Source organism: Agromyces sp. MMS24-JH15 (assembly GCF_043518605.1).
GTDB lineage: Bacteria > Actinomycetota > Actinomycetes > Actinomycetales > Microbacteriaceae > Agromyces.
Genome location: NZ_CP171358.1, coordinates 707,587 through 725,522 on the forward strand (window position 1 = coordinate 707,587; position 17,936 = coordinate 725,522).

Sequence of the window (17,936 nt, forward strand, 5' to 3'; positions counted from 1 at the left end):
CGCGGGGGAACATCCGCGCCGGCTGCGGGGCCGCAGCGCCACCATGCTGCCGCGATGCCGGGTGGGCGGGGCGGCTCCGCCGTTCGTCGTCGACGAACGGCACCGCCTGTGCGACGAACGGTTCGAGCGCGCCGACGAACGACGGGGACGCCCTCGCTCACGTCGACCGGATCCCGCTGGATCAGGCGGCGACCGCGCCTGCCCGCACGAGGCGAGCGCGCAGGGCGCTGTGGTCGCCGACCCCCGGCAGCCGTGCTGCGCCGTCGAGCGGATCGGCGGTGCCGATCAGCACCCGGGCACCGGGCAGCCGCCCGAGGAGGGCGTGCTCGAAGGCGTCGGCGAGGCGCCTGGAACGGAACACGCCGCCGATCGCGCGCACCTGCGGGGCCTCCGACTCGTGCTCGCCGACCCGACCGAGCCCCGTCGCGACGGAGTGCGCCAGCTCGGCGGCCGCCGAGTCGATGATGCGAGCGGCGACCGTGTCGGTCGAGGCGAGCTCGGCAACGGTGCGCGAATAGCGGGCCACGCGCCGTACCCGATCGTCGTCGCCCTGCAGCTCGATGTAGGCGTCCTCGAGCCGGGGGAAGTCGGCGCCGACGACGTCGGTGAGCGCCGTCGCGGGGCCGCGACCGTCGTGCGCGCGCATGACCGCGTCGAGCGCGGCCCGACCGATCCAGTAGCCGCTTCCCGCGTCGCCCATGATGTTCCCCCAGCCGTCGACGCGCGCGACGTCTCGCACGCCGACCGCGAGCGTGACGACGCCAGTGCCCGAAGCCACGACCGCGCCGCGGGAATCGCCGAGCGCGCCGAGGTAGGCGGTGATCGAGTCGTGCGCCAACGAGAGGGAACGGGCACCCAGTCGGGCGGCGGTGCCGAGCAGCGCGTGCGCGTCGGCGGCGCCGTCGGTCAGGCCGGAGACGCCGATGCCGACGAGCTCGACCCGACCGCCCCGAAGCGCCGCGTCATCGAGCACACGAGTCAGCTGCGGCACGAGCGGCAGGTCGGTTCGGATGCCGGGGGACTGCCATTCGCGGGCCGTCTCGCCGTCGAGGTGGCGGAGCTTGGTGCCGGTCTGGCCGGCGTCGATGGCGAGCACGCTGCTCATGCGCTGGGTGCGCCCTTCCGTTCGTGGTGCCGTGGGAGGCAGCCCGGGCCGTGCTGCCGCCGTCGCCGGGTCATGTCGCGCCCGCGGCTTCGCGTTCGTGCCCGCCGCCGCTGCGTGCGAGGTAGGTCTCGCGCAGGAACTCCCCCGCCGGCTTGCCGAACGGGCAGTAGTCGTCGTCGCGTGCGGCGTCGGACGCGGCGAACAGGCGCGGCGGCCAGTCCCACAGCATGAAGCCGCGCATCCACTCGCGAGCGTCGCACGCGGCGAACATGGCCCGGTAGTACCGCAGCTGCTCGTCGCCCGAGGGCGCACCGGCGAGGCTCCAGTCGTTCGGCCGCTGCGCCGAGCCGACTCGCGACGGGCAGCCCGCCTCCATGAAGAGGAACGGCTTGCCCGATGCCTCGACGACCCGCCCGATGCGGTCGAGTTCCCCCTCCCACCGATCGATCGGGTAGTAGCCGCTCGAGGTGATCACGTCGACGGCATCCCACCAGCCGAGGCGATCCTCCTGGTACTTGTCGCAGTTGTAGGCGACGAGACCCGAGTACACCTCGCGCACGGCGGCGACGAGCTCCCGCCAGTCCGCCTCGCGCGAGTCGGCGCGCACCATCTCGCAGCCGATGCAGAGCATCTCGCAGCCCTCGGCCTCGGCGATGCGCGCCGCGTGCACGATGAACTCGCGGTACGCCTCGAACCACTCGCCCCAGGTCGGCTCGCCGGGGACATCCACGTCGAAGAAGCCGATGTGGGCGCGCCAGGTGCCGTCAGCCACGTTCACGACGGGTTTCAGGCAGACGCGCAGGCCGTGGGCCTTCGCCGCCCGGATCGCCCAGACGACCTCGTCATCGGTGACGGTCGGCGCCTCGCGGAAGGGGATCTCGGTGGACTGCGCCGTGGCCTGCTCGGCCGCGTAGGCGAGCGCGGTCCAGTTCACGCCGTGCTCGGCCATGAGGCGCATCGACTCCGCTGCCTCGGGTGCGGCCCACGTGCCGCGCACCCCGGTCCAGCCCCAGGTCATGCCCGCGACGTACGGCTCGAGCACGGCTCGCGCCGTGTGGGCTTCGGATGTCGCGGGTGCTTCGCGGTTCACCGGGCGACCAGTTCGTTCGCCGTGCGCATCACGCGCGCCGAGGTCAGGGCTGCGGTGTCGATCGGCTGCGTGTGGCGCACGAGGAAGGCCGCCGTCTCACCCGGCAGCAGGGTGACGAGGCCGTCTTCGGTCGACGCGTCGGGGTCTGCCTTGTCGACGAGGAGCGAGAGGTCGCGGACGAGCGTCGCGGCCGTGACCCGCACCAGCGTGCCGCCGTCGGCGGCCTCGGTGTCGAACGAGAGCTCTGCCGCGGGCAGTCGCGAGTCGCGCGGTTCGGCGAAGAACCAGAACCCGCGCTCGCCGACCTCGCCGCCGCCTGCACCGGCCGTCGCGGTCGCGGTCGCGGTCGCGACGATGAACTCGGCCGCGGTGTCGCCCGCCGCGGCGAGCTCGGGGTCGACCGACGCCGTCACGGTGCCCCGGGCCGGGACCTCGAAGCGCACGGTCCGGGTGGCGAGTTCGGCGCCGTCGAAGGACCGGCGCACGACGACGAGCTCACCGGCCCAGACGGCGTCGGTGTCGTTGGAGAGCACGACGGCGAGGCCGTCGCCGCGGGGCTGCACGGTGACGATGCGCGGCGCGAAGGCCAGCTTCAGCGCATGCCAGAGCGGCTTCAGCCGTTCGTCGCCGTCGATCGCGGCCCACGAGGTGACCGGCCAGCAGTCGTTCAACTGCCAGACCACGGCGCCCATGGTGTGCGGCGCCCACGAGCGGAAGTGCTCGAGCGCGACGCGCACCGCGTTCGCCTGGTTGAGCTGCATCGCCCAGTGCCAGGTCTCCATGTCGGCGGGCACCCGGTAGTGCGGCAGCAGGCCGTTCGTGAGCTTGGCATTTCCCTCTGCCGCCTTCTGGTGCACGATCATGCCGGGCGACTCGGGGCTCAGCGGATCGTCGGAGACCGAGCGCACGAGCGTCGACCAGGCGGGCGGGCCCTGCCAGCCGAACTCCGCAACGAAGCGCGGCCGGTGGTCGCGATAGGTGAGGTAGTCCTGCCGGTTCCACTGCTCCCAGAGGTGCATGGTGCCGTGCGGCTCGGCGTTGGGGTGCGGGGTGGCCCCGTCGGGCTGCACCGGGCTGAACGGACTGCCGGGGCTGTACGGCACGTGCGGGGCGAGCTCGGCCACGAGGGCCGGGAAGAGGTCGTGGTAGTAGTACGCGCCCCAGGTCCTGCCGTCGAGGACCTGCTTCCAGCCCCAGTCCTCGTGGCCCCAGAGATTCTCGTTGTTGCCGGTCAGCAGCACGAGCGAGGCATGCGAGGAGAGACGGGCGATCTGCTCGCGTGCCTCCGCCTCGATCTCGCCTCGGAGCGGCTCCTCCTCGGGGTACGCGGCGCACGCGAACAGGAAGTCCTGCCACGTCAACAGGCCGAGCTCGTCGCAGAGCTCGTAGAAGTCCTCGGACTCGTAGATGCCGCCGCCCCACACGCGCACGAGGTTCAGGTTCGCCGCGACCGCCTGCCGCAGCCGTCGCTCGTACCTGGCGCGATCGACCCGCACCGGCAGGGCGTCGTCGGGGATCCAGTTCACGCCCTTCACGAACACCGGCCGCTCGTTCACCACGAGCGTGAACGGGGTGCCGGCCTCGTCGGGCGCGACATCCCAGCGGACCGTGCGGAAGCCGACGCGGCGGTGCACCGAGTCGAGCACGGTCGCGTCGCCGTCATCGCGGGCGCTCGCGTCGCCGGCGCTGTCGTCGCCGGCGCTCGCATCGTCGGCACCCGCGGTGTCGCCGGCCAGCAGCGAGACCGACGCCTCGTACAGCGGCTGCTCGCCGTGGCCGACCGGCCACCAGCGCAGCGCCTTCGCCACCTCGACCGCGAGGTGCGCCGTGTCGGCCCCTTCGTCGAGGGCGAGCTCCACCCGATGCCCCGCGATCTCGGCCGCGATCGAGAGCGGCACGCCCGTGGCATCCGCTCGCTCGATCTCGACCGCGACCTCGAGCCGGCCGCCATCGCCCACCGGCACGGCGACGAAGCGCGCCTCGGCGATGCGCGCCGTCGACCACGACTCGAGTCGTACCGGCCGCCAGATGCCGCTCGTGTACGTCGCGATGCCCCAGTCCCAGCCGAAGTTGCTGGCCGACTTGCGGATCGCCTCGTACGGCAGCGGGTACGGGCGCGGACGTGCCCCGAGCTCGAGGCTCTGCGCGTTGGCGTACCGGATCGGTGAGCGGAACGCGACCTCGAGCGTGTTCGCGCCCTCGACGAGCGCCTCGCGCACGTCGACGCGGAACGAGCGGTGCTGGTTGGCGGCCTCGAGCACGACGCGGCCGTTCAGCCGCACGGTCGCGACGGTGTCGAGCCCGTCGAACACGAGGTCGTGCCGCTCGTGCGCATCGGGCTCCCACTCGAAGCTCGTCTCGTACGTCCAGTCGACGAGTCCGATCCAGGCGAGGAGCGCCTCGTTGTCGTCGAGGTACGGATCGGGGATCAGCCCGGTGGTGAGCAGATCGGTGTGCACGCACCCCGGCACCGTCGCCTGCACGGGTCCGCCCGCGACGATCTCGTCGGGCGCCGGCCCTCCCGCGACCCGGAGCGTCCAACCCCCGTGCAGGGCGCGCGCGACGGGTGCGGGGGTGATTCGAGTGGGGTTGACGGTCACTTCACGGCTCCGGAGGTGAGGCCCTTGTAGATCCAACGCTGCAGCAGCAGGAAGGCGATCAGGGTGGGGATGATGACGATGAGCGTGCCTGCGGAGATGATCTCCCATTCCGACCCGAACGGTCCCTTGAATCGGAACAGCGAGGTCGAGATCAGGTCCTCGCTCGGCAGGTAGAGGAACGGCGAGTAGAACTCGTTGTAGATGGCGATGCCCTTGATGATCACGACCGTGGCGATCGCGGGCTTCAGGAGTGGCAGCACGATCCGCCAGTAGATCGTCCAACGGCTGGCGCCGTCGATCATCGCGGCCTCGTCGAGCGAGACGGGGATCGACGCCATGAACTGGATGAACAGGTAGATCGCGATGATGTCGGTGCCCATGAAGAGCAGGATCAGCGCGGCCTTCGTGTCGTACAGGCCGAGGCCGTTGACGATCTGGAAGGTCGCGACCTGGCTCGTCACGCTCGGCACCAGCGTCGCGATGAGGAACAGCGCCATGACGAGCTTCCTGCCGCGGAACTCGAACCGGTCGAGCGCATAGGCGGCCATCGTGCCGATCAGGATGGTGCCGACGAGCGAGACGGCCAGCACGATCAACGTGTTCACGAACCCGGCCAGCATGTCGCCGCTCGTGAAGGCGGTGACGAAGTTGTCGAAGTTCAGCCAGTTCTCGGGAGGCTCGAGGGCGCCGGTGGCGCCGTACTCCTGCTTGGTCTTGAGGCTCGCGAACAGCACCGAGACCAGCGGCAGCAGCGTGCACACCGCGGCGATGATGAGGCTCAGGTACTTGGCGGTCGTGGCCGGGATGGCGCGACCGCCGTTCGCGAACACGCCGCGGCCACGGCGGGCCCGACCCGAGTCGGGCCGGCCGCCGGCGTCGCGTGCGCCGCGCGGGTTGACTGCCGGGTTCGTCGTGGTGGCGGTCATGTCAGGTCGACCTTCTCGTCGGGGAAGAGCTTGCGCTGGATCCAGGTCACGAGCAGCACGATGATGAGGAGCACGACCGCCATGGCACTCGCGAGCCCGACCTGACGGAAGTTGAAGGCCGTCTGGATCGTCTGGATGACGAACGTCGAGGTGCCGTTCGCGCCACCCGTCATGATGAACGGGACCTCGAAGACCGACAGCGAACCCGAGATCGCGAGGATGAACGACAGGCCGATCACGCGGCGGATGCCGGGGAACACGATCGCCCAGAACTGCTGCCACCTGTTCGCGCCGTCGAGCTCGGCCGCCTCGTAGGTGTCGTTCGGCAGCGACTGGATCGCACCGAGGAAGAGCACGAAGTTCATGCCCATGTAGCGCCACACGCTCGTGCCGGCCAGCGACCAGTTGGCGATGTCGGGGTTGCCCAGCCACTGCGGCGGCTCGGTCACGCCGAACCACGAGAGCACCGTGTCGAGCGTGCCCCCCGGCTGGAAGAGGTAGAGGAAGACGAAGCCGATGGCCACGCCGTTCAGGAGGTACGGGAAGAACAGGATGCCGCGGAAGAGGTTCTGGAACCGGGTGCTGAAGCTCAGCACCACCGCGAAGTAGAGCGCCAGCCCCATCTGGACGAACGAGGCGGCGAAGTAGTAGAGGCTGACGCCGAACACCTGGAAGATGCGGGGATCGGTGAACACCTGCACGTAGTTGTCGAACCCGACGAAGTTCTTCGTGAGGTCGAGCCCGTCCCAGTCGGTGAAGCTGTACCAGACCAGGTTGACCGCCGGCCAGTAGGTCAGCAGCAGCAGCAGTCCGACGGCCGCAGCGAGGAACAGGTAGGGGGTCAGCCGCCGCACCACGCGCTGTCGCGTGGTGACGCCGGAGGGTCGCCTGTCGGGGCGGCCCTCCGGCGCGGTGCGGGCGGCCGGGGCATCCGTCGTTGCGGAGCCCGGTGCCGCGATCGCCATGGTTGCCTCTTCCTACTTCGCGAGCTTGTCGACCGAGGCGGCCCAGCGCTCGTTGAGCTCGGCGAAGTAGCTGTCCTTGTCGCCGTCGGCGGCGCCGCGGGCGATGTCGACGAGCTTCTGACGGTAGATCGGGCCCCAGAGGTCGATCTGCGAGTCGTTCGAGACGTCGCTCAGCAGGCTCTCCTCGCCGGCCGGGGCCGGGTTGGTCTCCAGGAGCTCGACATTCGCCGCGGTGAAGTCGCCGAGGTTGTCGGGCAGGTCCTTCGCCGAGACGGTGGAGATCATGCCCTGGGTCTCGGTGAAGCCCGAGTCCTCGATGAGCCAGGTGATCCAGGCCCATGCGGCGGCCTTCGACTTCGAGTACTTGCTGATGCCGAGGTTGTAGTCGCCGCCGATGATCGCGTGCTGCGTGCCGTCGATGTTGGAGGGGAAGGCCATGTACCCGATGTCGTCGGCCGAGCCGCCGTTGTCCTCTGCGGCGCCCTGCATCTGCGAGATCGCCCACGAGCCGAGCGTCATCGCCCCGATCTTGCCGGTGCCGATGTCGACCTTCGACTGCTCCCAGTTGGTGGTGAGCGGGTCGGCCTCGGTGAGGCCGGCGTGCACGGCGTCGAACAGGAGCGAGTCGATGGCGTAGATGTCGCTGCCCTCGGTCCAGGGGGCGTCGTCCTTCGCCAGGTGGATGCTGGCGTCGGGGTCGTTCGTGATCGAGCCGAGGTTCGAGAAGGACTGCGAGAGCGGCCAGCCGTCCTTGTAGTTCGTGTACAGCGGGATCGCGTCGGTGTTGTCCTTGATCTTCTGCAGGTCGGCGATGAACTCGTCCTCGCTCGTCGCGGGCTCGGTGATGCCGGCCTCCTCGAAGACCTTCTTGTTGTAGAGCACGCCCTGGGCGTTGCCGCCGATGGCGAGCCCGTACTGCGTGCCGTCGTAGGTGTGCGTGGTCAGGAAGCGGTACGTGTCCTGGAAGTCGCTGGTCTTGCCGAGCGGTTCGAGGAACTGCTCGAACTGGCTGGGTTGCATCGTCGGGATGCCGATGACGTCACCGTAGTTCTTGGTCGAGAGGCGGGTCTTCATCTCGCCCTCGTAGTCGGTGATGCCCTCGAACGTGACCTTCACGTCGGGGTAGAGCTTGTTGAACTCGGCGGCGTACTCGTCGAATGTGCCGTCTTCGACGAGGTCGGTGCGCCAGGTGACGACCTTGAGGTCGCCCTTCACCTCGCCGTCGATGGTGTTGTCGGGATCGGTTGCTCCGCCGGCTGAACAGCCGGTCAGCGCGATCGCGGCCGCTGCGAGCACCGCGAGGCCCGCCACTGCCTTCTTTGCCATGTGTCGACTCCTTGTCAGGTTCACCCTTGAACTTGGGGGGCCGCCCGACTGTGCTCCGGGTCGGCTGCGGCAAGAATAGGCATCGCAGGACGCTCGTCGCAACTAAATGTCAGCGCTGTCGTACACTAATGAATCCTTCCGACTACGCTGCGGAATAGGTCTGATCAGGCTTTTTCCACTCCCGCTGCCGCTAAACAAATCCGCCAATGTCGTGTAAATGTCCTTCGATGGACACGGGGCCGTCGAGTTGTTAGGCTCGCCCTGCGATTCACCGATTCGGAGGGGCGAAGTGGCAGTGCAACCGAGGGCGACGCTCGACGACGTCGCCCGCCTCGCGGGGGTGAGCTCGAAGACCGTCTCGCGCGTGTACGCCGATCGCGACGTCGTCGCGCCCGAGACCGTCGACCGGGTGCTGACCGCCGCGAAGCGACTGCGATTCAGGCCGAACACGCTCGCCCGCCGGCTGCGTCGCGGCGGGGGGACGAACACCATCGGCTTCGTCATGGGCGACCTCGGGAACCCCTTCTACTACAAGGTCGCCGGGGGCATCGAGGAAGAGCTCCGGCGCAGCGGGTACTCCCTCGTCGTCGCCACGACCGATGACACCCCCGACGGCGAGGAGCGGGTCGCCGACGCCCTGCTCGCCCAGCGCATCGACGCGCTGCTGCTCATTCCCGCGGCCGACGACCAGTCGTACCTCGAGGGCGAGCGGCAACTCGGCACCCCGGTCATCGCGATCGACCGGCCGGCACGCAACCTCATCGCCGACTCGATCGTGCTCGAGAACCACCGAGGCACGTACGAGGCCGTCTCACGGCTGCTCGAACTCGGCCACCGTCGCATCGCCTACGCATGCAATCCGGCCGAGGTCTACTCCCAGGCCGAACGGGTCCGCGGGTACCGCGACGCGATGGCCTCCTTCGGAGTGCAGGACACCGCGGACCTCGAGCGCCTCGCCGACGACCGCACGATCCGCGCCGAGACGATCATCGGCGAGCTCCTCGACGAACCCGATGCGCCCACGGCGATCGTCACCGGCAACAACCGCATGACCATCGGAGCGCTCCGCGCGCTGCGGGCCCGCCCGGGCACGACGGCCCCGGCGTTGATCGGCTTCGACGACTTCGACACCGCCGACGTGCTCGGCGTGACCGTGATCTCGTACGACCCCGTCGAGCTCGGCCGGCAGGCCGCCCGCCTCGCGCTCGAGCGCATCGGCGACCCCGGCGGCTTCACCCGCCAGATCGACCTTCCCACCTGGATCGTCGCGCGCGGCACCGGCGAACGACCACCGGGCGACCTGCAGCGTTGACCTCCGCGCCCGACCGAACCCGACCGAACCCCAGGGAGCCAGCCGCATGACCGAGCCCCTCGTGCACCTCGAGGCCCAGGGGGTCGCCGTCGTGATCGACCCCGCCGTCGGCGCGCTTCCGAGCGTGCTCCACTGGGGCGCCCCGCTCGGCGCCCCGCTCGGCGCCGACCGTGGAGACGACGACGCCCTTCGCTCCTCGCTCAGCCGACAGGCGCCTCCCGGCACCCTCGACGCTGCCTGGCAGGTCTCGCTCTCGCCCCAGGAGGGCGACGGCTGGAGCGGCCGACCCGGCCTGCAGCTTCGCCGCGGCGGCGTGCTCCTCCGCCCGCGCTGGCGGGTGACGACGTCGCAGTCGACGGCCGATCGCTTCGAGTGCACGGCCGTCGACGAGGCATCCGGCCTGCGACTGACGATCGCCATCGCGATCGAGGCCGGCGGCGTCGTCCGTGTCGAGCAGCGGCTGCGCCACGGCGGCTCGACCGAGGCGCTGCCGGTCGAGGTCGACTGGCTCGAGGGCATCCTGCCGGTGCCGACGACGGCCGACCATCAGCTGAGCTTCGACGGCCGCTGGACCCGCGAGAAGCGCCCGGTCGTCACCGGCCTGCCCGGGGGATCGACGGTGCGGCAGACGCGCCGCGGACGCCCCGGGCACGACTCACCCGCGCTGCTCGCCCTTTCGGAGGGCGCACCGCGGTGGGGCTCCGGCCGGGTGTGGGCCGCGCACGTCGCGTGGTCGTCCGACGTGACGTACCGGGTCGACCGCATCACCGACTCGGTCCCGCAGTTCGGCGGCGGCGAGCTGCTGCGGCCGGGCGAGCTCGTGCTCGTGCCCGGCGACGAGCTCGTTGCACCGCCCGTGCTGTTCGCGTACTCCGACTCCGGGCTCGACGGCATCGCCGCGGCGTTCCACACGATGCTGCGGGCCCGCCCGAGGCATCCGCGATCCGCGAGGCCGTTCGTGCTCAACACGTGGGAGGCGGTCTACTTCGACCACGACCCCGCGAAGGTGACGGCCCTCGCCGAGCGGGCCGCCGCCATCGGCGTCGAGCGCTTCGTGCTCGACGACGGATGGTTCCAGGGCCGTCGCGACGACACCACGAGCCTCGGCGACTGGACCGTCGACCGCACCGTGTGGCCCGACGGCCTCGGCCCGCTCGCGGCGCGGGTGCACGAACTGGGCATGCAGTTCGGGCTGTGGTTCGAGCCCGAGATGGTGAGCCTCGATTCCGACCTCGCCCGGGCGCACCCCGACTGGCTGCTGCACGACCCTCGGCACCTCGAGCACGACCCCTCGCTCTCGTGGCGCACCCAGTACGTGCTCGACCTCGCGAACGACGACGCCTACGCGCACGTGTTCGGCCGGATCGACGCGCTCGTCGACGAGCTCGGCATCGACTTCATCAAGTGGGACCACAACCGCGACCTCGTCGAGAGCGTGCACGACGGCCGGCCAGGCGTGCACGCCCAGACCCTCGGCGTGTACCGCATGCTCGACGAGCTCGCGGCCGCGCACCCGGGTCTCGAGATCGAGTCGTGCTCCTCCGGCGGTGCTCGCACCGACCTCGGCATGCTCGAGCACGCCGATCGGGTCTGGGCCAGCGACTCGAACGATCCGGTCGAGCGCCAGGACATCCAGCGCTGGACCGGCCTGCTGCTGCCGCCGGAACTCGTCGGCGCGCACGTCGGCCCGTCGGAGTCGCACAGCTCGGGCCGGGTGACGCCGCTCCCGTTCCGCATGGCCACGAGCCTCCTGGGTTCGGCCGGTCTCGAGTGGAACGTGCTCGGCTACGACGACGACGAGACGGCCGCGATCACGCGCTTCGCCGCCCTCTACCGGGAGCTGCGCCCGATCGTCCATCGCGGCCGGGTGGTGCACCCCGACCTCCGCGACCCCGCGTGGCGGGTGACGGGCTTCGTGACCGAGGCGCGCGATGCGGCCGTCTACGTCGTCGCGACGGTCGCGAGCCTCGAGGACGCACGCGCCGAGCGGCTGCGCATCCCCGGACTCGACCCGGCGCGCCGGTTCCGGGTGCGGGTCCGTCGTGAGATCGGCGATGCCGCATACGGGTGGATCGCACCCGAGTGGTTCACCGACGGCGGGATCGAGCTCCCGGGTTCCGTGCTCGACACGGTCGGGCTCCAGTTGCCCACGCTCTGGCCGGTGCAGGCGTTCGTGCTGCACCTCGAGGCCCTCTGAACTGGGGGCGGCAGGCGCCGCGACGCTCGCCGGGCCCGGAGTAAGGTGCACCTGTGGGGAACAACCCGGCCGCACGTCAGACCGTGACGATCGCCCAGATCGCCGAGCGCGCCGGGGTCTCTCCCGGCGCGGTGTCGTTCGCCCTCAACGGGCGCAAGGGCGTCTCGGAGCGCACTCGCGCCCACATCCTGCTCGTCGCCGACGAACTCGGGTGGGCCCCGGGCAGCGCGGCCAAGGCGCTCGCCGAGGCGAAGTCGAACATCTTCGGCCTCGTGCTCGCCCGCGATCCCAAGAACCTCGGCGTCGAGTCGTTCTACATGCAGTTCCTCGCGGGTATGGAGACCGAGCTGTCGCCGCGCGGCTACGGGGTGCTCCTCCAGGTCGTGCCCGACGCCCCGAGCGAGCTGATGACGCTGCGCCGCTGGCGCACCACCCGCCGCGTCGACGGGGTGCTGCTCGTCGACCTTCGCGCCGACGACCCGCGCGCGGCGTACCTCGCCGGACATCCCGAGCTTCCCACCGTCGCCGTCGCCGACCCGGCGTTCGTCAGCGACCTGACGACCGTCTGGACCGATGACGCCACCGCGATGCGCGAGGCGGTGCGCTACCTGGCCTCGCTCGGGCACCGACGCATCGCCAGGGTCGCCGGCCTCGCCGAGCTCGCCCACACGCAGATCCGCGATGCGGCGTTCGTCGCCGAGATCGCCGAGCTCGGCCTCGAGGGCGAGGTGCTGCGCACCGATTACTCGCCCGAGCAAGGTGCCGCAGCGACCGGGTCGGCACTCGCCTCCGAGCGCCCGCCGACGGCCTTCGTCTACGACAACGACATCATGGCCATCGCGGCCCTCGGTGTGCTGGCGCGCGCCGGACTCCGCTCCCCCGACGACGTCTCGATCATCGCGTGGGACGACTCCCTGCTCTGCCGGCACTCGGTGCCGAGCCTCACGGCGCTCAGCCACGACGTCGTCGCCTTCGGGGCGCACGCGGCCAGGCGGCTGTTCGAGGTGGCCGCCGGTGCCGCGCCGCAGTCGCACCTCGACTCCACCCCGCGGCTCGCGGTTCGCGAATCGACGGGGCCCGCGCCGACGGCCTGAGCAGCCCCGGCACGTCTCCCCACGTTCCGACGTACGCGATCTCGCCTCGGCGCGATTACGCTTCGTGCATGCCCGAGTCGATGCTGCTCGCCGCGAGTGCCGGTGTCATCGCCGGCGCCCTGGCGGTCGGCGTGGTGCTGCTGCTGCGCCGCCTGGTGGTGGCCCAGCGCGAGCTCGGCACCGATGCCGAGCAGGCGACGTACCAGACGCTGCACCTCGCCAGTCGTGCGGCGAAGCACGTGCGGGGAGGCTTCGACGGAGCCGACGCCGCGCGCGCCGGCCGTCACCTGCGCACGATGCTGGGCTGCGAGAGCCTCGCGCTCGTGGATCCGGCCGGGCTGGTCACGGTCGAGGGCGACGACGACGTTCGCGTGATCGCGGGCGCGCTCGCCTCTGCGGCGCAATCCGCGGGCAAGCCGCACGTGCAGCGGCGCATCGCCATCGGTTCCGGGGAGACGGATGCCGTGGCCGCGCCGATCCTCATCGGCGACCGTTCGGCCGGGGCCATCGTGGCGTTCGCCGCGCCCGTGCGGGCCGGCCTCGTGCGCGCCACGGGCGAGGTCGCGAGCTGGGTGGCGTCGCAGGTCGAGCTCGGAGAGCTCGACGCGTCACGCGCCGCACTGGCTGAGGCCGAGGTGCGCGCCCTCCGTGCGCAGATCAGCCCGCACTTCATCTACAACGCGCTCAACGCGATCGCGTCGTTCATCAACACCGATCCGGCGAAGGCGCGCGAGCTCGTGCTCGAGTTCGCGGACTTCACGCGGTACTCGTTCCGCCGCCACGGCGACTTCACGACCGTCGCCGAGGAACTGCGCTCGATCGACAGCTACCTCGAGCTCGAGCGGGCCCGCTTCGGCGAGCGTCTGCGGGTGACGTTGCAGGTCGCGCCCGAGGTGCTCTCGACGGTGGTGCCGTTCCTCTCGATCCAGCCGCTCGTCGAGAACGCCGTGCGGCACGGCCTCGAGTCGAAGGAGGGCGGCGGCCGCATCACGATCACCGCCGCCGACTCCGGCGCGTTCGCCGAGGTCAGCGTCGAGGACGACGGCGTCGGCATCGATCCGGTCGTGCTCGAGGAGGTGCTGGCGGGCGGTTCGCCCGGTGAGCACGTGGGCCTGCGCAACGTCGACGCGCGCCTGCGACAGGTGTACGGCGAGGATCACGGCCTCGTCGTCGAGACGAACCTCGGTGCGGGCACGCTCGTGCGAATGCGCGTGCCGAAGTCGCAGCCCGGCCGCAGCGTCGACCGCGGCATGGCCGACGCGCACCCGGCGGGAGCCCGGAGCGCCGGATGATCGATGTCCTCATCGCCGACGACGAGCAGCCCGCGGTCGACGAACTCGTGTTCCTGCTCGGGCGGGATCCGCGCATCGGGCGCATCCACCAGGCCGACTCGGGGTCGGAGGCGATCCGGCTGCTCGCGCGCGAGCGGGTCGACGCCGCGTTCCTCGATATCCACATGCCCGGCCTCAACGGCCTCGACCTCGCGCGCGCGATCCAGCGCTTCGAGCACGCGCCCGTGCTCGTGTTCGTGACGGCCGACGAGGAGGGTGCACTCGAGGCGTTCGACCTGGCCGCCGTCGACTACCTGCTGAAGCCCGTGCGCACCGAACGCCTCGCGCGGTCGGTCACGCGCGTCGTCGAGGCGCTGCGCGCGCAGGCCGCGGCCTCGGCGACCGACAGCCCGCCGGCGCCGCAGCCCGAGGTGATCGCGGTCTCCCTCGGCGGGACCACGAGGATGATCCGCCGCGACGACGTCCGCTACGTGCAGGCCCAGGGCGACTACGCGCGCCTGCACACCGACGACGCGAGCTACCTCGTGCGCGTGCCGATGTCCGATCTCGAGCGCCAGTGGGCCGATGCGGGCTTCGTGCGCGTGCACCGCTCCTACCTGGTGTCGCTCGCGCACGTCGCGCGCGTGCGGTTCGCCGGCGAGCGCGCGAGCATCGCGATCGGGCAGGCGGAGCTACCGGTGAGCCGCCGACTGCTGCCGGCGCTGCGCGAGCGGCTCGAGTCGACGACGATCCGGCCGCGCCAGTGAGCGGCGCGCCGGCGCCCGGCGAGCGCGACGCCGCGGGACGCGACGCCGAGAGGATGCCTCCGGCGGCGGCGCCGCCGGCCCTGCCGCGCGTGCGCGTCACCGCGCCGCGCCCGGGCACGGGCGCGACGCCGACGACCGGGAACACGTCGACGAGCGACATCCAGGGCGAGTACGTCCGCGCCCTCATCCGCTCGCAACTGCGGATCGCGCTCGTCCACGCATCCGGGTTCGTCGGGGCGACCGCGGTGTTCCTGCTCGCGGTCGCGCTCGTCCCGGGCCTCGACGAGGCGTCGATCCTCGGCCTGCCCGTGTCGTGGCTGCTGCTGGCGTTCGGCGTGTACCCGCTGATCATCACGGTCGCCGCGCTGCAGGTGCGCGCGGCCGCGCGGACCGAGGCGCGGTACCGTTCGCTCGCGAGCGACGCACCGGGCGAGGGCGCGGGCGCGGGCGACCCGCGGGGCGACGCGTGAACCCGGCGATCGGGTACATCGCCATCGCGGCGGTCGCCCTGGCCTCGGCGCTGATCGGCTTCTACGGGCTCCGCGTCTCCCGGACGACGAGCGACTTCTACGTCGCGAGCCGCACCGTGAAGCCGTGGTGGAACGCCTCCGCGATCGGCGGCGAGTACCTCTCCGCCGCGAGCTTCCTCGGCATCGCCGGGCTCATCCTGCTGACCGGGTCGGCCGGACTCTGGTTCCCGATCGGGTACACCGCCGGGTACCTGATGCTGCTGCTGTTCGTCGCGGCCCCGCTCCGGCGGTCGGGCGCCTACACGATCCCCGACTTCACCGAGGCGCGGCTCGGGTCGCGGTGGGTGCGCCGGGTCACGAGCGTGCTGGTGATCGTCATCGGGTGGTTCTACATCGTGCCGCAGCTCCAGGGCGCCGCCCTGACCGTGCGGATCACGACGGGACTGCCCGCGTGGGCCGGTTCCGTCGCGGTCGCGGTGATCGTCGCCGTCGTGGTCGCCGCGGGCGGCATGCGCTCGATCACGTTCGTGCAGGCGTTCCAGTACTGGCTCAAGCTGACTGCGCTCGCCGTGCCCGTGATCGCGCTGCTCCTCGTGGTCGGCGGGGGCGTGCACCCCGAACTCGCAAGCGCCGAGGCGTTCCCCGTCGAGGCGGGGATCGGCTCGCTCGACCCGTACCGGACGATCTCGCTGATGGTCGCGCTGCTGCTCGGCACGCTCGGGCTGCCGCACGTGCTCGTGCGGTTCTACACCAACCCCGACGGCCCGGCCGCGCGCCGGACTACGCTCATCGTGCTCGTCCTGCTGTCGGTGTTCTACCTGTTCCCGACGGTGTTCGGATTCCTCGGCCGCGCCTTCGCCCCCGACCTCGCCGCCGGCGACGCCGACGCGCTCGTCCTGGTGCTGCCCGACCGGCTCGTCCCCGGGCCGCTCGGCGACCTGCTCACCGCGCTCGTCATCGCGGGCGCGTTCGGCGCCTTCCTGTCGACGTCGTCGGGGCTCGTCGTCTCGCTCGCGGGCGTGATCAGCCAGGACCTGCTCGGCGGGAGCGTGCGCGGGTTCCGCATCGCCGCCGTGCTGTCGACCTTCGTGCCGCTGCTCGTCGCGCTCGCGACGGAGTCGACCGGGCTCGCCGGCAGCGTCGGGCTCGTGTTCGCCTTCACCGCATCGACCCTGTGCCCGGTGCTGCTGCTCGGCATCTGGTGGCGCGGGCTCACGGCAGCTGGAGCGATCGCGGGCATGCTGACCGGCGCCGTGCTCTCGGGCGGGGCGATCCTGCTCGGCCCGCTCGCGCACCGATCGGCGCCGGCGATCGCCCCGTTCCTCGACCAGCCCGCCGCATGGACGGTGCCCCTCGCGGTGCTCGTGATCGTGCTCGTCTCGCGTTCCGGGAGCCGCGGCGGGCGGCCGGGGATCCCCCGCGGCACCGACGCGTTCCTGCGCCGGCTGCACGTGCCCGAGGAGCCGCGGCGCGCGCCGTAGGCGGGTGGGGGTCGGACGGTGGGAGTCGGGGAGGTCTCGATACGCGTCGGTCCCGCCGGCGCTACTCGACCACCAGGGGCGTCGGCTCCGCGGGCGCTACTCGACCACCAGGGGCGTCGGCTCCGCCGGCGCGACTCGACCACTAGGGGCGTCGGCTCCGCCGGCGCTACTCGACCACCGGAGGGTGTCGGCTCCGTCCGGTGGTCGAGTAGCGCCCGAGCGGAGCGAGGACGCGTATCGAGACCCGCGCGACCGCGGCGCTACTCGACCACCGGGGTGGCGTCGAAGGCGGCGACGCGGGCCTCGAGCCCGGCGCGCACGGCGGGCCACTCCTCGGCGAGCACCGAGTAGATCGCGGTGTCGCGCCACGAGCCATCCGCTCGCCGCTTGTCGTGGCGCGCGATGCCCTCGAACGTCGCGCCCAGCTTCTCGATCGCCGCGCGCGAGCGCGCGTTCACCGAGTCGGCCTGGATCTTCACGCGCCCGAAGCCGTGGTCGAACGCGAGCCCGAGCAGGAGGAGCTTCGCCTCGGGATTGACGGCGGTCCCCCACACGCGCGGGTCGTACGCGGTCCAGCCGATGTGCGCGCCCTCGTTGCGCAGGTCGAGGTCGCCGAGCGAGGTCGTGCCGACGACCGCGCCGTCGTCCGGCCCGCCGACGAGCCGGATGGTCCACGGCAGGTGCAGCGGGCCGAGATGCCACTGGGTGAGCGCGAAGCGCTCGTACGCGGCGAAGTCGGCGGGCAGGCCCGCCGGTCCGCCGCCGTAGCCGCCGGCGAACACCTCGGGCTTCGCGAGCGCACGGTGCAACTCCGGGACATCCGAGGGGTCGTAGGGGTCGAGGCGGATGAACCGGCCGACGAGGGGGCGCGCGGGGGGCAGGGTCGCGGTCACCGATCGATCTTGGCACAGCAGTCGCCGCGCGTGCCCGCCCTCGGCAACCCCCTTTCCGCCCCCGCGGCGCCCGCCTAGGCTGACCGCGGCGGCGACGGTGCCGCGGAGACGGAGGGCCTCATGGCCGGATTCGACGACCTCGCCAAGCAGGCGGGGGATTTCATCGAGCAGAACAAGGACAAGATCCAGGACGCGCTGAAGAGCGAGCAGGCCGAGGACATCAGCGACAAGCTGCTCGACGGCATCGGCGAGGCCGTGAAGAAGGTCGTGCCCGACGAGCACGACGCCAAGGTCGACGACGTGAAGGGGAACATCGACAAGTCGTTCGGGACCGAGTAGGCGAGCGCCGCGGACCTCCCGGTGGTCGAGTAGGCCGCGACGAAGGAGCAGCCGTATCGAGACCTCGCGATGGGATCTCGATACGCGGCCTCGCTCCGCT

Annotated in this window: 15 protein-coding genes; 8 read left to right on the plus strand and 7 right to left on the minus strand. The window is 71.6% G+C overall.

The features are described 5' to 3' along the window. Positions 1–181 precede the first annotated feature (181 nt). The 6 genes from ACDF64_RS03240 to ACDF64_RS03265 form a co-directional block, all read right to left on the minus strand. On the minus strand, positions 182–1,105 hold the full coding sequence (locus tag ACDF64_RS03240; RefSeq protein ID WP_394553378.1) for an N-acetylglucosamine kinase: 924 nt from the start codon (positions 1,103–1,105) through the stop codon (positions 182–184). Between the two features lie 70 nt (positions 1,106–1,175). Further along, positions 1,176–2,195, minus strand: a complete 1,020-nt coding sequence (locus ACDF64_RS03245; RefSeq protein WP_394553379.1) for a glycoside hydrolase family 113 — start codon at positions 2,193–2,195, stop codon at positions 1,176–1,178. Continuing rightward, positions 2,192–4,795 (minus strand): glycoside hydrolase family 2 protein, encoded by a 2,604-nt coding sequence (locus ACDF64_RS03250; RefSeq protein ID WP_394553380.1) that lies wholly within the window; start codon positions 4,793–4,795, stop codon positions 2,192–2,194. The genes ACDF64_RS03245 and ACDF64_RS03250 overlap by 4 nt, the downstream gene beginning before the upstream one ends. Continuing rightward, positions 4,792–5,721: a carbohydrate ABC transporter permease gene (locus ACDF64_RS03255; protein WP_394553381.1), complete on the minus strand. Its 930-nt coding sequence runs from the start codon at positions 5,719–5,721 to the stop codon at positions 4,792–4,794. Before ACDF64_RS03255 ends, ACDF64_RS03250 begins: the two co-directional genes overlap by 4 nt. Continuing rightward, positions 5,718–6,686 carry a carbohydrate ABC transporter permease gene (locus ACDF64_RS03260; protein WP_394553382.1) on the minus strand — a complete coding sequence of 323 codons (969 nt, stop codon included), beginning with the start codon at positions 6,684–6,686 and terminating at the stop codon, positions 5,718–5,720. The genes ACDF64_RS03255 and ACDF64_RS03260 overlap by 4 nt, the downstream gene beginning before the upstream one ends. A 12-nt stretch (positions 6,687–6,698) precedes the next feature. Further along, positions 6,699–8,012, minus strand: coding sequence for an ABC transporter substrate-binding protein (locus ACDF64_RS03265; protein WP_394553383.1), 1,314 nt, complete (start codon positions 8,010–8,012; stop codon positions 6,699–6,701). Between the two features lie 289 nt (positions 8,013–8,301). Here ACDF64_RS03265 and ACDF64_RS03270 point away from each other — a divergent pair, with 289 nt between their 5' ends. From ACDF64_RS03270 to ACDF64_RS03300, 7 genes are all read left to right on the plus strand, one after another. Further along, a complete protein-coding gene (locus ACDF64_RS03270) occupies positions 8,302–9,324 on the plus strand; it encodes a LacI family DNA-binding transcriptional regulator (protein WP_394553384.1) in 1,023 nt (340 codons plus the stop codon). A gap of 46 nt (positions 9,325–9,370) precedes the next feature. Continuing rightward, positions 9,371–11,521, plus strand: coding sequence for an alpha-galactosidase (locus ACDF64_RS03275; protein WP_394553385.1), 2,151 nt, complete (start codon positions 9,371–9,373; stop codon positions 11,519–11,521). A gap of 53 nt (positions 11,522–11,574) precedes the next feature. Further along, on the plus strand, positions 11,575–12,615 hold the full coding sequence (locus tag ACDF64_RS03280; protein ID WP_394553386.1) for a LacI family DNA-binding transcriptional regulator: 1,041 nt from the start codon (positions 11,575–11,577) through the stop codon (positions 12,613–12,615). Between the two features lie 68 nt (positions 12,616–12,683). After that, a complete protein-coding gene (locus tag ACDF64_RS03285; RefSeq protein ID WP_394553387.1) occupies positions 12,684–13,907 on the plus strand; it encodes a sensor histidine kinase in 1,224 nt (407 codons plus the stop codon). Further along, positions 13,904–14,653, plus strand: a complete 750-nt coding sequence (locus tag ACDF64_RS03290) for a LytR/AlgR family response regulator transcription factor (protein ID WP_394553388.1) — start codon at positions 13,904–13,906, stop codon at positions 14,651–14,653. The genes ACDF64_RS03285 and ACDF64_RS03290 overlap by 4 nt, the downstream gene beginning before the upstream one ends. Continuing rightward, on the plus strand, positions 14,650–15,123 hold the full coding sequence (locus tag ACDF64_RS03295; RefSeq protein WP_394553389.1) for a hypothetical protein: 474 nt from the start codon (positions 14,650–14,652) through the stop codon (positions 15,121–15,123). Before ACDF64_RS03290 ends, ACDF64_RS03295 begins: the two co-directional genes overlap by 4 nt. Next, complete coding sequence (locus tag ACDF64_RS03300) at positions 15,120–16,604, plus strand: cation acetate symporter (RefSeq protein WP_394553391.1); 1,485 nt, start codon at positions 15,120–15,122, stop codon at positions 16,602–16,604. The genes ACDF64_RS03295 and ACDF64_RS03300 overlap by 4 nt, the downstream gene beginning before the upstream one ends. Before the next feature lie 260 nt (positions 16,605–16,864). Here ACDF64_RS03300 and ACDF64_RS03305 read toward each other — a convergent pair whose 3' ends face one another. Further along, positions 16,865–17,497 (minus strand): GNAT family N-acetyltransferase, encoded by a 633-nt coding sequence (locus ACDF64_RS03305; RefSeq protein WP_394553393.1) that lies wholly within the window; start codon positions 17,495–17,497, stop codon positions 16,865–16,867. Between the two features lie 120 nt (positions 17,498–17,617). Between ACDF64_RS03305 and ACDF64_RS03310 the strand changes: the two genes are divergently transcribed. After that, positions 17,618–17,836 carry a hypothetical protein gene (locus tag ACDF64_RS03310; protein WP_394553394.1) on the plus strand — a complete coding sequence of 73 codons (219 nt, stop codon included), beginning with the start codon at positions 17,618–17,620 and terminating at the stop codon, positions 17,834–17,836. Positions 17,837–17,936: the final 100 nt, after the last annotated feature.

Excerpts from the sequence above, each read along its gene's own strand:
- ACDF64_RS03310 (WP_394553394.1), top strand. The coding sequence starts at position 17,618 with ATGGCCGGATTCGACGACCTCGCCAAGCAGGCGGGGGATTTCATCGAG.
- ACDF64_RS03260 (WP_394553382.1), bottom strand. The coding sequence starts at position 6,686 with ATGGCGATCGCGGCACCGGGCTCCGCAACGACGGATGCCCCGGCCGCC.
- ACDF64_RS03285 (WP_394553387.1), top strand. The coding sequence starts at position 12,684 with ATGCCCGAGTCGATGCTGCTCGCCGCGAGTGCCGGTGTCATCGCCGGC.
- ACDF64_RS03265 (WP_394553383.1), bottom strand. The coding sequence starts at position 8,012 with ATGGCAAAGAAGGCAGTGGCGGGCCTCGCGGTGCTCGCAGCGGCCGCG.
- ACDF64_RS03255 (WP_394553381.1), bottom strand. The coding sequence starts at position 5,721 with ATGACCGCCACCACGACGAACCCGGCAGTCAACCCGCGCGGCGCACGC.
- ACDF64_RS03290 (WP_394553388.1), top strand. The coding sequence starts at position 13,904 with ATGATCGATGTCCTCATCGCCGACGACGAGCAGCCCGCGGTCGACGAA.
- ACDF64_RS03275 (WP_394553385.1), top strand. The coding sequence starts at position 9,371 with ATGACCGAGCCCCTCGTGCACCTCGAGGCCCAGGGGGTCGCCGTCGTG.
- ACDF64_RS03240 (WP_394553378.1), bottom strand. The coding sequence starts at position 1,105 with ATGAGCAGCGTGCTCGCCATCGACGCCGGCCAGACCGGCACCAAGCTC.